Raw genomic sequence first — 13,498 nt, 5'->3', positions numbered from 1 at the left:
AGAAACTTAAGCGCTTGCTTTACTTGAGAAGTAAAATATCACTAGCCAACACCGCTACGCAGTTATCTGCAGCCTTTTGCAGATAATCTTTTAGCAGCTGGGCATTATTTTCCAACAGATCATCTTTTGTTGGTGGGTTTTCATCATCCCCCTCTCCGGCACTACACAAAGTCTCAGCAATCACTTTCTTTTCAGCCGCGTCAACAACCCTCAAACGGCCGCTATACCCAACCCTGTAATGAGACCAATCCGCAGGGTAGTAACCAAACATCCAACCAAACGTTTTATAATCGAGTATGTAGTCGACTTTTGGGTGATTATCTACCAAATCGTTGACTTTGTCGGACTCAGAGACAAAATCAGAAGAAACCAACTTCATACCTCGCTGATCCGCCAGCGCTTCCGCAAGACTATTCGAAATATATTTTGCTGGGTCTTCGATATCATTCTCTTCGACGATTGAATTCCCTTCCGCAATCATAGCTATCGCCCCAAAGGCCGCAAACGCCGCTTTCCCCGCGGTCATAGCGGTAAAATCGGGCTTGGAATAGCTTGACTGAACAATTGTTTTATTCGTCAAATTTTGAGACTGCTCCTCGGTTAGAGGAATATGCTTGACCGACGTACACGCCCCCAAAATGCTTAACAACGACAAGAATGTTAATCTTTTATACATATTATTATTTCCATTTAACGTGTAGAAAATTAAAAACCGCCAGCCGAGAATAGCAAAAATCCACACAAAAAATCCCGCCTCCCGACGAGTAGACCATTAGCCACGGTCAATGGAGCGAGCATTAAATGATATTCTTTTAAAACAAGATAAAAAATGTTTCTATAAGGGACGCATCGGTGCCGATTTTGGCGATGATAGACACGCTAAGCCGTATCGAATCAGGTTATTCACAACACAGCAATTATTGACAAGGAAAATCAGTCGAACTCAAGCAAAGATGCTTAAGCACTTACATAAACCATTGCTATAACAGTAAAAAACCCAGCGAACGCCAGGTTTCTTCAACTCGAATGACATGTGATATAAGCGCTATTTTTTAAGCTTTCTTAAAATCCAACATGCGCTGGAGTGGGATCATCGCCTTACGTGCAATCTCAGGATCTACAAATACTTCCTGACCACCATGCTCTAACACATGCGCTAAACGCTGCAAATCATTCATTGCCATCCAAGGGCAATTTGCACAGCTACGGCAGGTCGCACCGTTACCGGCCGTTGGAGCAATAATTAATTCTTTATCGGGGCAGACTTGTTGCATTTTGTAGAAAATGCCTTGGTCGGTGGCGACAATAAATTGTTTTGCATCCATGGTTTTTGCGGCGTTGATTAACTGCGATGTTGAACCGATGACGTCTGCAAGCTGCACGACATTATCGGGGGATTCCGGATGAACTAATACAACAGCTTCAGGGTAACGAGCTTTTAAATCCTGAATACCTTTCGCTTTAAATTCTTCGTGAACAATGCATGCTCCATCCCACAATAAAACATCGGCACCCGTTTGTTTCTGCACATAGCTGCCTAGGTGCTTATCTGGGGCCCAAAGAATTTTTTCTCCTTGGCTATCGAGATAATCAACTACATCTAAAGCGATACTTGAAGTCACGACCCAATCAGCACGCGCTTTTACCGCAGCCGATGTATTGGCGTACACAACAACGGTCCGGTCCAGGTGTTGATCACAGAACGAGCTGAATTCATCCGCGGGGCAACCAATATCTAGCGAGCAGGTTGCTTCTAAGGTTGGCATGATGACGCGTTTCTCAGGGCTTAGAATTTTCGCCGTTTCACCCATAAACTGAACACCCGCAACAACGAGTGTTTCAGCTGGATGGTCTTTACCGAAACGGGCCATTTCCAATGAATCGGAAACGCAACCACCGGTTTCTTCGGCCAACGCTTGAACGATAGGATGGGTGTAATAGTGAGCCACTAGCACTGCATTGTGCTCACGTAACAGACCTGTAATTTTTTCGCGATAAAATATCTCTTGTTCGGGCGTAATACCCTCAGCGCTTTCAATCTGGGCAAGAAATGCCTGTACACGCTCTTGGGGCGTGAGCGTGTTTGGAGAGACTTCGGGGCTTAACTCTACTGTTTCAATAGCGCTTGTCATACTGCTGCAGGTCTAGTGACTGTGGATATCTGTGGAATTGTCTATTGAGCATGGCTCAACTGATTTCGAGCCGGGCATTTTACCACAACTGCTGCTTTATTCACCGCTTCGTAGCGGGAATATCAGCCTTCACCAGATCTGACGTAACCTTTTGTTTTATCTAGAGTTTTTGTTGGGGAGCCACAAAAACCCTAAATTTACCAGCCTACCAGCTCGCCTCCTTAGCTTTTTCGCCATCAATTGGTTTGAATAGCGGGTCAAAGTTGGGCTTGATGCTCGGTTTGGTGGTTACCTCCTTGAGGAACTCAGAGGCATCACAGCTTCCATCCCGTTCCAGGCACCAATTCGACGGGTTACTGAACTTCGCTCGGTTTTGGTCGTGACGAAAACTAGACACCGCAAAGTAGACTAAACGACGGGAACGGTTAAGACTACCTAAAGGCTCCCATTCCCCAACGCCATGCCAAGGGTTCATAGAAAGGTTCTCACAGAAGCTTTGTTGCGCTTCGCTGGTAAACATTTGCGGCGGGATATAGACCTTCGCAATCGGTACGAAAGGAGACTCTTTCTCTGACCAGATTACGGTGGCGTCATCCAATGGCATATTCGCGCCGGGTCGCTTTTCTTGCACCATAAAATCAAAGCAGGCTGCATCACTATTCAAGGTGTTAGACATTTGTTCTGTTAGAAAATCAAAACTCGACTTATCGACTTTCTTAGAAAAGGACATGCCAGGACATGGTTTAACAGAAAATTTAACCGGCACTTCGCCCAAACGGTACGGCAACATAGAATAATATTGCGGCTGCAAGGGATTATTTATCTTTTGGCTAACGGTTTGTGTCGCACGATAAAAGCGCTTTGGATGCAATCTAGGTGGAAACAAACCAATGAACCAACCAGTCCGATCAAGCCGCGTTAGATATTCCATGTTATCGACATAATCAAACACGTTACGATTAAAGAACGCCGGGGTATTGGTCATAATAAAATCTTGCACGTTCGAATCCGGTAGCTCCGGTGCTATTTTTTCTCCAGGCACACCCACAACTCGAATCGCCATACCGCGTGCATCTGGCTTCTCATCTTTTTGAACGGTCATATCACCATTAGAAAAACGAATCCAAGCTTGAAATTCACTGGCGGGACTTTTAAATACACTGTGCTGATAATGCTCAGGGATATCGCCGTTTACGCTAAATGTCGCACGAACACAGCCAGTTGCTTTCGCGTGAGCATCGCGACGGTACGGCAGGCCATTTACTTTTTCAGCAGCGCGAGATATCTCTCGACCATACTCCATAGCTGTCGCTATTGCGGCTTTTTCTTCTTCAGAAATAATCATACCGAGCGTATCGATACGGTGTGTATCCGTCGCAAGCGGCAATTCATCAGAGAAGGTACTCAATGAAGTCAACGCGATTGCTGTCGCTAACAGCGATTTTCGAGCGGCGACCATTGCTGGAATCGTCATAATATTTTTCATTACAATGCCTCCCCAGCCGCTTTTTTATTGAAGCTAACCGCATGACGTAAATGCGAGTTACTGCACGACTGTTCGTGCACGTCGATTTCGGGGGGCGCGGAATACTGACTCCAATCCTGCGGATCACCACCAAGCGCTTCACTAAATTCGGGGTTGCCCATGACTTTTAGGTACTCCATTAAAGCAAATTTTTCAACTTCGCTTAACTTACTACCAATACGACCTGGCGTATTAGTATCAGTAAAGAGATGCCCAATGTTTTGATTGCCAGGAATAGACGTATCATGTTTAAAGCTACCAGGACTTTTAGCAGCGACATAACCCAAGTGTTGAGGATCATATTCACGGTTACCCACATAAAACTCTGTAGGCCGCTCTTCCAATGTCGATAGCATATGGTAGACGGTCGGCACCGAACCATTATGTAAGAACGGTGGTGTCGCCCATACCCCATGTAAAGGACGAGCCTTATACGCGCGAACATTTTCGATACGGAAAGGCACATTTAACCCATCGTAATCCGGAATTTGCTCACCTTCGATTTTCCAACGCTCGTAAGTTAATGGCACGAGTTCGTTCAACAATAACTGCAAACCAGAACCGGCATTTACTGGATCTGAACCAGGGATTAGTTTTTCAGCACTGTAAAGATTATTGATAAAGTTATCAGCTAGCTTGGGATCGGTACCGATTTCATCCACATCCAACCAAGGCACAGACCACATCACCTCACGCCAATCTTTGCGGAAATATTTGCCATCTTTTTCGACAACATCGCCTGCCATATCCCATTTCCAATTCACACCAGCCTGTCCTTCAATAGTGGGGTTCGCTTCGTCGGCAATGGGCCAAAGGTAGGGTTCGGACCGGTGCGGCCCGTGACAATGCTGGCAGCGCTCGGCAAACAAGTGTTTACCTTGCGTCGCTTGCTCGATATCGATCCTGCCTAGTACGTCTTCTGGCCAACGAGGAGGTTCCAAATCGCGCAATAAGCCTTCTGCACAATGCAAGCCATCGATATCAATGAGGGATTGACCAAATTCTTCGCCCTTTAAGAGCTTACCGTCTTCGTCAACCAACTTGATCGGGGCCAGTACACCTAAACTTTCACCCATGTTGCGCGCCATTGCCTGGTTGGTAAAACCCGTGTATTGCACCCAATCAAAACGCCAGATATCCCAAATAAATGGATAGCTAGCCGGTGCATCCGCTACGTGAAGATTCTCCGGCTGATCAAGATCATAACCAAAAACCATATTCCCAATACGGCCCACAGCGTCGGTACGACCACGCCCCTCTTCAACCGGATAGTATTTCGAGGCACCCGCTCCCGTAACAAAATCTTTTAGTCGATTGGCTAGCGCCCATACATCCTTCTTAAGGTGTTTACGCGCCTCGCTATCATGGCCGACAACGCGTGTAGCAAAGCGATCCCATTTTGCAGGAACCAGTAGGGTTTCAAAAATCGACGCTCCAAGTGTGGTAATGAATTCACCGCGTTTTGCATTGGGAATACTTTGTACCGCCTGCCCGCCATCAATTCGCAACGCAACACCTTGGTAGTGAAGCTCACCGGTGTGGCAAATTGCACAACCGATATCGAGCACTTCTTTTTGGGTTGTGGGATCTATATGTCGCCCCAAACCGACAGGTAAATTTCCAGGGTTGATAGGTGATGGCCGCTGCCCTGGGTCAACGATAAAACCCCAGCCGCGCATGTTTTCCTCGGTTACCAACAGCTCGTTGGATAGAGGCAACTCCAAATTGATAAACCATTTATATTCTAGACCGAACAGTTCTGTTCCTTGCGGCGTATAATAAAAGCTTTGACGTTGCTGCTCGCTCCAGCCTTCATTCAAATAACGCAGTGAATATACGGTTTCCTGTGTGAGGTTTGGCTGTAAGTAGTCATCGATGAATCGATAAGCTAGAAACCCTACAACGGCGACCACAAGCGTGACTCGCAGCCAATGCGGGCCTAATGCGCGCCAAAATTGCAGCGCCGCACGTGATAGACCACATAGCCAACCCCATAAATGCTTGAACGTCCGTGTAATAAAGCTAAGCACATTGCGTAGAACACGCTTAAATCCTTGGATCAGCAAAGCTAACCCACTCCGATGTGACATAAGGTTGACCCCATTTCTTTTAGCGAAACATTTTTGTTTTTTGATTAATGCAGTTGAATGGTGAAGGGTAGCGTAATAGAGCTATGTCAGTCGGGTTCATATTTTCTTAAAACGACAAAGCCCCATCTACAGGCGACCAACAAACATTTGTCCTCATGACAATAGCAGTTCAAGCCGAGACAACGGTAATACGAATACTTTTTGACCCAGAACTATAGTTAGCCTTGTATGATTGACGTATGATCCGGCATAGTGCGCGTCTTTATCGCGTCGCTTAATTCAACATCAATTATTATAAGAAGGCTTCACGCTCAACACTCGTATGCGCACTTTACAGACCATAAAGCAGGCCTCGCGCCTTGAACAAATTTTACGCAAAAGTGTTGTATTGGCTACCAGCCTATGGCTCTTGTTTTTAAGTCTATCGGTAGCAGCGTCAGAGCCTATCGAGATAACCGGTCGAGAAGCTGGCGAAAAAAGCACCGGCACAGAGGCTATATGGCATGACCCCAATAAAGACCGCTCTCTTGACGAGGCCCTTGCTGCCTATCAGCAAGGTCAATTTATTAAACTCAATACAGCGGGCTCTACGCGGCTGAAAAAAGGTGCCGTGTGGACGCATTTTGCACTTCACAATACTACCGACAAGGCACAACGTGTCCAACTTGAATATGTTGATCACCAGCTCATCGAACTTGAGGCTTACGAAAAATCCCCGCAAAGAGATGCATTTCTAAAAATTGCCGATCTCTCTCTCGATAATCCATTTTCACATCGCCCCATTGCCTATAATCGGTTCGTTTTTGAAGCGTCACTATTACCAAACGAAACGCACGATTTTTTTGTTAAATTATCTTCTGATCAGAGTGGTTACGCATTCCCCAGTTTGCGAATTTGGCAACCCAGTGAGTTGAAAGAGTTTCAAGCCAAAGAAACCAGCGCGCTTTCCTTTCTATTTGGTGGTTTTTTCGTGATGTCAATCTTCGCATTGATTGCTGGTATCACCAGCGGCGAAAAGATGTTCTACGCCTACTCGGCCTACTCATTCTCCAAGTTACTCATCTGGAGTACCGTATTAGGCTACGCTCACCAGTATATTGTCACCGAGCACTATAGCTGGCGCTATATGTCTATAAGCGGCGCTCTAACAATTTTCAGTGGAATATTTTTCGCGCGAATGGCGCTCCAATCTCGTGAATACATGCCGAGGCTCGATTGGGTACTGATATTGATGCTCACCAATTCGGTGTTCTTATTTGTTTGCGGAATTTTTAAGCTCAACACATTAGCCATACTCTCCATTACCTTTGCATTATTTCTATACCCTTTTCTTGCTATCGCCTCTTTTGTTCGCTGGCGACAAGGGTCAACCGAGGCAGCCATATACGCGGTTGCATGGAGCGTCCTGGTGTTTGGGTTGGTGGTTCAGGCAATGCGCGACGTTGGATGGGTACCGCACAACTATGTGAACTATTACTGGCCACCCGTCGCCTCTTTTACTGAAATGCTCACCATTATGGTCGCTATGGGTATTCGAGTACGGCGTTTTCGTGTGCAAAAAGAGCAAGCAGAAAAAAATTATCGAGATCAAATGGAGCGCTCTAAAGCTGAGCTTGAAGTGTTGGTGCAGGAACGCACCAAAGAACTTGCCGAAGCAAAAAAATTGGCCGAATTTGAAGCACATACCGATGCATTAACAGGTACTCACAATCGTCGAAGCTTTTTAAAACAAGCGGATTCTTTAATTAGCCAGGCGAAACGTAAAACGCTGTCACTTCACTTATTGATGCTCGACATTGATCACTTCAAATCAATCAACGATACCTACGGTCACAACGCAGGCGATAACGCATTACTTGCGTTCTGCCATAAGCTATCTAAATCAGTACGAGACAACGACGTATTCGGCCGTGTTGGCGGGGAGGAATTCGCATTATTAATTAATGAGGAGACGGCTGGCAGCCACGAATTGGCCGAAAGAATTCGACAAGAAGTTGAAGAAATTCGGTTAGATGGGGAAGCTGACGAACTCCGCTTGACGGTGAGTATCGGTATCGCCCGTTTCGAGGAGCATGACGACATCGACTCGCTAATGAAGAAATCTGACACTGCGCTCTACCAAGCCAAAGAGAACGGCAGAAATTGTGTCGTAGCGTACGCAAGCGAAACGGCATAGATGGGAATGGTATTGCCCTTAGTACCTCATACTAACAACTGCATAATTACCCAAACCGCTCCGCTATCGCTCGACACTGGGTTGAACTAAATGCTTTCGCCCACTTCTCTGATTCTGAAATAACATCCCGGTGTTTAGCTATATTTTCATCGGTCCAGTTGTCGGGATTACTGCCGAGCGGCAAATTATTGATCTCCGCCAAAACCCCCGTAAACGCAAAGAAGTCAGGATCATTTTCGTAAATACCGAGTGCCTCACGTAACGATACTAACTCGATAACGCCTTTAAGGTACGGCATCGAGCCTTGTAACATCGCGCTCGCTACCTCACCCGCACGACGCTTAGCGCTGTCTGTGGAAGTTTGCCGCTGCATAAAGAAATTAGTCTCGAAACACCACCGTCTTACTGCCGTTTAACAAGACTCTTTCTTCCAACAGATAGCTAACAGCTCTAGCGAGAACATTGCGCTCAATATCTCTGCCCTTTCTTACCAGATCGTCTGGCATATCGGCGTGAGTAATGTGTTCAATGTCCTGTTCGATAATTGGGCCTTCATCTAAGTCTGATGTGACGAAATGCGCCGTTGCACCGATTAATTTTACGCCTCGTTCATATGCCTGATGATACGGTTTTGCGCCTTTGAATCCAGGCAGCGAGCTGTGGTGAATATTGACACAACGACCTGAAACAAATTCAGTCAAATCTTCTGATAAAATTTGCATATAGCGTGCTAACACAATCAATTCAGCACCACTTTCATCAATGACTTGTTTTATTTTTGCTTCCTGCTCTGGCTTAGTCTCGGGTATAATTGGAAAATGGTAATAGGGCACATCACCCAAGGTCGCAATATTCAGAGAAGACCTTGGATGGTTAGATACGACGCCGACAACCTCCATCGCCAGCTCCCCGATTCGAGTACGGTATAGTAGGTCACCTAAGCAATGATCTTGCTTAGACACCAATATCAGTACTTTCTTTTTTTGGTTGAGAGGTTTTAGGGTCCATTCAATAGAAAATTGCTGAATGGGCTTTTGCAACGCTTTCTCCAGCGTACCGTCATCGCACGCCTCCGCACCTGCGGTAAATACGACGCGCATAAAAAAACGACCGGTATCCTGATCGTTAAACTGTTGAGCTTCGATAATGTTCGCCCCCGCCGAAAACAAACTGCTGGTGACGCCAGCGGTAATGCCGGGCTGGTCTTGGCAGACGACGGTTAATACAAATGATGCAGCCATAAATTATCTTATTTTGAGTCGCGTAGTTAATGTTTCAGGCCACTATAACTTTCTAGCTAACCGTTTTTCAATCTGCTTACGTGCCCAACCGCGCATGAAGACATTACCCTCCTCACAGTTCAACAGGCAATCTTACGAAGCTCCAGCCACTCGTTTGCTTTTGCGCTTAGTGAGACTGCGAAGCAAACGCCTGTAGGCCAATGCGAGCCCAGTCCATACCATAATCACTGACGCTAAACTGGCTAACCCAGCAATGGTTTGACCAACAACTCCCAGTGCTTCACCCGTATGAAGGAATCGAAGCAGCACTCGCCATTGACGCCCGGTCGACAGAGATGAAAATGGTTTGACTGCTGAAACCTCGCCAGTAGCGATATCCACTTCAACCGTCGTGCGGCGCTGAGGTTGACCGCCATTCCCAGTATCAAGAGTCACCGAGAGCACTTCAGCGTCGCCGCCCGGTATTGCTACCGACAGGGTTCGCCAGTCCGGCACTTGCTGTGCCGCAACGGCTATTAATTCGGACAAGGGTTTACCAGAGCTAACAACAATCTGTTGACTAACGCCCGCATTGGATAAGTCGCTCCCCCTGACTTGAGATCGCTATTGTATCCTCGCACCGCCGCGCGACGGAGGCTCCTCACCCGCTGCGAAATACACTAAATTACTGGCCCAGTTGTAACCAAATACCGTACCCGATGCAATTATGACCACCAAGGGAATGGCAAACCAAAAGCCCAACACGTGGTGCCAGTTAAAGTCTCTAGCGGCGCTACTAGGTGCAGTGACAAACTTCAGACGCAATTTGAAGGCACCCCAACGGTATACCTTGGGCAGCCACAAATACAAACCACTGAACAGTAAAAATAAAAACAATAAATTACTGACCCCTGTGATGGCGCGACCAGTTGCCCGCGCATCCCCCGAAAGATCAAACCAGCGGTGAAAACGAGTGATGAAACCAAACACCTGCGCTAGTGAGGATTCAGCAGGCTCAGACCATTTTCCCGTATAGGGGTTTTGTACTATAGAGTCTCGACGCCCCGCTCTCCAGGTTACGGGCGCATTCGGCTCACGACTCAATGAGACACTACTCGCCCGAAACGATGACTCATCAATAATAGCTTTTAATTGCTCTATAGGAAGCGGCGCTTCGGCATCAGGGGCGGGCACAAACTGCGGTGCTTCTGCTGCAAGTATCTGTCTTTCGTAAGTCAGTAACACGCCGGTTATCGACATGGAAAACACGATCAACGCCGCCGCCACACCACTACTCAAGTGGCACCAAAATAGAAAGGTCCTAAATCCAGCCACGCTAAGCCCCTCGCTACGAGTTATTTCAGTTATTTTTATGAAGAGCGACAGGTTAGCGTTTTAGGCAGTAAGGGGCGATTAATTTTTATTAAGGGCCAGGCGTGCCGTTGAGTGAGAACAAAAAAGGGCCGCCCATTTGGGCAGCCCTTTTTTGTATGGTGGGTCGTACTGGATTCGAACCAGTGACCAATTGGTTAAAAGCCAACTGCTCTACCAACTGAGCTAACGACCCATAAACTTTTGCTAATTGTGATTGCTGCATGAAGGCAGCTTTCTTTGAGGTGGCTTTCTTATAGGTGATAAGCTGGCGCTTTGGTGTGCGCTACCGGCGTCTCAAAGAGGCGCATATAGTAATGATTTCAGTTCAAAAGACAAGTGCTTTGGAGAACTTTTTTTATAGCAAAAGCAAGGGGTTATTCCCCTTCGTTCTGATTAGGCCGGTACGTATCGAGTTGGGTCTGAAACGCCTGCTGCGCGAAAGCCCTCTTGTCGGAGATAGCAGCTATCGCAGCGGCCGCAGGCACGACCTTCAGTATCAGCCTGATAGCATGAAACAGTGGCAGCATAGTCGACGCCAAGTCCAAGCCCACGCTGGATAATCTCGGCCTTACTCAGGTCAATAAGCGGGGTTCGAATACGCAGAGGCGTGCCTTCAACGCCCGCTTTGGTCGCAAGATTAGCCATTTTTTCGTAAGCAGCGATAAAATCAGGACGGCAGTCGGGGTAGCCTGAGTAGTCCACCGCATTTACCCCGATAAAAATGTCATTGGCACCCAGCACTTCAGCCCAGCCCAGAGCAATCGACAGAAACACCGTGTTGCGGGCGGGCACATAGGTAACAGGAATCCCTCCCTCTTCTTGGTGATCAGGGACATCGATAGTGTCATCAGTCAAGGCGGAACCGCCAATCGCTCGAAGATCCAGGTTAACCACTTTATGCTCGACGGCCCCGAGTAGTCGGCTATTACGCTCAGCGGCCACTAACTCTGCACGGTGGCGTTGGCCGTAGTCGAAAGCCAGAGAATAAACGGCGTAGCCCTCTGACTTTGCGATGGCAATTAAGGTGGTGGAATCTAATCCCCCTGAGGTTAATACAACGGCTGACTTATTCGACACGCTTGCTCCGACTGGCTAAAACTAGAGGCGATATTTTAAGGCCTCGTAGGTTTTATATAAACCGCGCTTTCTTCGGCGCCGAGCCGCTACTTTACACATCGTAGCAAAATAAGGTGATAGCATGCTGACCCGACAATAAATCCTACTATCGAACTTTGAGGACTACTCACCATGAAAGGAAACAAGTCACAACTGGCGCTTTGGCTCGCCAGCATGTTTCTGGCCACTAGCGTAATAGCGCAACTGCCGCAAACAACACCTGTGGTCGAAACAAACCTCGGAAAAGTCCAAGGTTTCGTTCACAACGATATCGACACCTTTAAAGGCATCCGTTATGGCGCAGCACCCGTCGGCGACCTACGCTTTATGCCTCCGCAAAAGCCTGAGCCAATCGAAGCGTTATACAACGCAATCGATTACGGTGCACCGGCGATGCAAGCAGCGGCAGGCTCGCTGGCGTTTCACCGCAACGACTATAGTTTGCGTATGCAAGCGCTAATGCCGACCTTCAGCGAAATGAAAATCGACAATGAGGATTGCCTGTTCCTGAATGTTTGGACTCCAGAACCCGATAATAATAAACGCCCCGTTATGGTTTGGTTTCACGGTGGAGGCCATGCCTTCGGCTCTGGTAATTGGCCTTTATACAACGGTGAAAACCTCGCCAAACGCGGTGATGTAGTCGTAGTGACCGTGAACCATCGCCTCAATGTCTTTGGCTACCTCCATCTCGCAGAACTGCTCGGCAAAGACTACGCGACCTCCGGTAATGCGGGAAATCTCGACATGGTGCTCGCATTAGAGTGGGTACGTGACAACATCGCCAACTTTGGTGGCGACCCATCGAACGTTACGATTATGGGTGAGTCCGGCGGCGGCCAGAAAGTGAGTAATCTTATGGCCATGCCGTCTGCTCAGGGGCTATTTCACAAAGCCATTATTCAAAGCGGCCCAGGCATAACCGTCACCCCTTCTAAAACAGCGACCGCAACCGCCACTGCATTGCTAGCTGAACTCGGAATTAACGACGTCCAAAAAGATTTAAAAACTCTCCAAGGCCTCAGCGCTGACACAATCATGGCAGCCGCTCTTAAAGTCGGTTCTGGAAAATTTTCGCCAGTACTGGACGGCATATCCATGCCACAACATCCCTTTATTATGGGTGCCCCGAAGATTTCCGCCGACGTTCCCGTGCTCATAGGCACCAACAAAGACGAACTCACATTCTTCCAAGCGTCAGAGCCATGGTTTGGAAACCTAACCGAAGAACAGCTCGAAGAATACGCAGCGAATACTCGCAAAGGCAAAGCACTGCTCGCAGAATTCCGACGTATCTATCCGGATTACTCACCCACGCATTTACGCACGGCGATAGACTCAGCAATGTTCCACTACGGATCGCAAATGCTCGCTGAACGTAAAGCGGCTCAAAATGCAGCGAAGGTTTATATGTATTCGTTAACCTGGGAAACACCAGCGAACAACGGTAAATTCCGATCTGCGCACACATTGGAAATACCATTCATGTTCGACAACGTGGAATTGTCACGCATTTTGGTAGGCCCGGGTGATGAGCCACAAGCAATGGCGGACCAAATGTCAGAAGCCTGGATAGCCTTTGCACGCACCGGCAATCCCAACAACAAAAACATTCCTGAGTGGCCCGCGTTCGACGCTGAATCACGTTCGACGATGATGTTCAATCTACCGAGTAGAGTAGAGAACGACCCCTTAAGCACTATTCGAAAAATCTTGTCAGGTAAAGAGGGATAGCGTTAATTCGAACACTAACCATCAGAGGCATGGTGGTTAGTGTTGACAAAACATTCTTATATCCCAGCTTGTCCACGAATAATTTTCTCATGATCATCGCAAGCACTTTTGTTGAAAAAAATAATTGATCA

Annotated in this window: 11 protein-coding genes and 1 tRNA gene; 2 read left to right on the top strand and 10 right to left on the bottom strand. The window is 47.4% G+C overall.

The window, feature by feature from the left end:
* Positions 1-19 precede the first annotated feature (19 nt).
* The 4 genes from ACZ5NB_RS03595 to ACZ5NB_RS03580 all read right to left on the bottom strand — a co-directional run bounded on the left by ACZ5NB_RS03595 (position 20) and on the right by ACZ5NB_RS03580 (position 5,747).
* Entirely contained in the window at positions 20-676 is a 657-nt protein-coding gene (locus tag ACZ5NB_RS03595) for a hypothetical protein (protein ID WP_460231606.1), read from the bottom strand.
* A gap of 376 nt (positions 677-1,052) precedes the next feature.
* The gene (gene nadA, locus ACZ5NB_RS03590) at positions 1,053-2,132 is read right to left on the bottom strand and encodes a quinolinate synthase NadA (RefSeq protein ID WP_460231605.1); all 1,080 of its coding nucleotides are present in this window, start codon (positions 2,130-2,132) and stop codon (positions 1,053-1,055) included.
* A 205-nt stretch (positions 2,133-2,337) separates the two neighbouring features.
* Positions 2,338-3,618, bottom strand: coding sequence for a catalase family protein (locus ACZ5NB_RS03585; protein WP_460231604.1), 1,281 nt, complete (start codon positions 3,616-3,618; stop codon positions 2,338-2,340).
* The gene (locus ACZ5NB_RS03580) at positions 3,618-5,747 is read right to left on the bottom strand and encodes a di-heme-cytochrome C peroxidase (protein ID WP_460231603.1); all 2,130 of its coding nucleotides are present in this window, start codon (positions 5,745-5,747) and stop codon (positions 3,618-3,620) included. Before ACZ5NB_RS03580 ends, ACZ5NB_RS03585 begins: the two co-directional genes overlap by 1 nt.
* A gap of 388 nt (positions 5,748-6,135) precedes the next feature.
* Here ACZ5NB_RS03580 and ACZ5NB_RS03575 point away from each other — a divergent pair, with 388 nt between their 5' ends.
* Positions 6,136-7,923, top strand: a complete 1,788-nt coding sequence (locus tag ACZ5NB_RS03575) for a sensor domain-containing diguanylate cyclase (RefSeq protein ID WP_460231602.1) — start codon at positions 6,136-6,138, stop codon at positions 7,921-7,923.
* Between the two features lie 46 nt (positions 7,924-7,969).
* Here ACZ5NB_RS03575 and ACZ5NB_RS03570 read toward each other — a convergent pair whose 3' ends face one another.
* The 6 genes from ACZ5NB_RS03570 to queC all read right to left on the bottom strand — a co-directional run bounded on the left by ACZ5NB_RS03570 (position 7,970) and on the right by queC (position 11,594).
* Entirely contained in the window at positions 7,970-8,296 is a 327-nt protein-coding gene (locus ACZ5NB_RS03570; RefSeq protein ID WP_460231601.1) for a DUF2489 domain-containing protein, read from the bottom strand.
* Positions 8,297-8,303: 7 nt separating this feature from the next.
* Positions 8,304-9,164: a formyltetrahydrofolate deformylase gene (gene purU / locus ACZ5NB_RS03565; protein WP_460231600.1), complete on the bottom strand. Its 861-nt coding sequence runs from the start codon at positions 9,162-9,164 to the stop codon at positions 8,304-8,306.
* 132 nt (positions 9,165-9,296) lie between these two features.
* A complete protein-coding gene (locus ACZ5NB_RS03560; RefSeq protein ID WP_460231599.1) occupies positions 9,297-9,692 on the bottom strand; it encodes a PepSY domain-containing protein in 396 nt (131 codons plus the stop codon).
* Between the two features lie 75 nt (positions 9,693-9,767).
* Positions 9,768-10,478 (bottom strand): PepSY-associated TM helix domain-containing protein, encoded by a 711-nt coding sequence (locus ACZ5NB_RS03555; RefSeq protein WP_460231598.1) that lies wholly within the window; start codon positions 10,476-10,478, stop codon positions 9,768-9,770.
* Positions 10,479-10,634: 156 nt separating this feature from the next.
* Positions 10,635-10,710 (bottom strand) — tRNA-Lys (locus ACZ5NB_RS03550).
* 200 nt (positions 10,711-10,910) lie between these two features.
* The gene (gene queC, locus ACZ5NB_RS03545; protein WP_460231597.1) at positions 10,911-11,594 is read right to left on the bottom strand and encodes a 7-cyano-7-deazaguanine synthase QueC; all 684 of its coding nucleotides are present in this window, start codon (positions 11,592-11,594) and stop codon (positions 10,911-10,913) included.
* Positions 11,595-11,765: 171 nt separating this feature from the next.
* Between queC and ACZ5NB_RS03540 the strand changes: the two genes are divergently transcribed.
* The gene (locus ACZ5NB_RS03540; protein WP_460231596.1) at positions 11,766-13,367 is read left to right on the top strand and encodes a carboxylesterase/lipase family protein; all 1,602 of its coding nucleotides are present in this window, start codon (positions 11,766-11,768) and stop codon (positions 13,365-13,367) included.
* The last annotated feature ends 131 nt before the right edge of the window (positions 13,368-13,498 follow it).

It is taken from the genome of Aurantivibrio plasticivorans (assembly GCF_055392955.1).
This window is presented reverse-complemented; position numbering and strand designations above follow the sequence as displayed.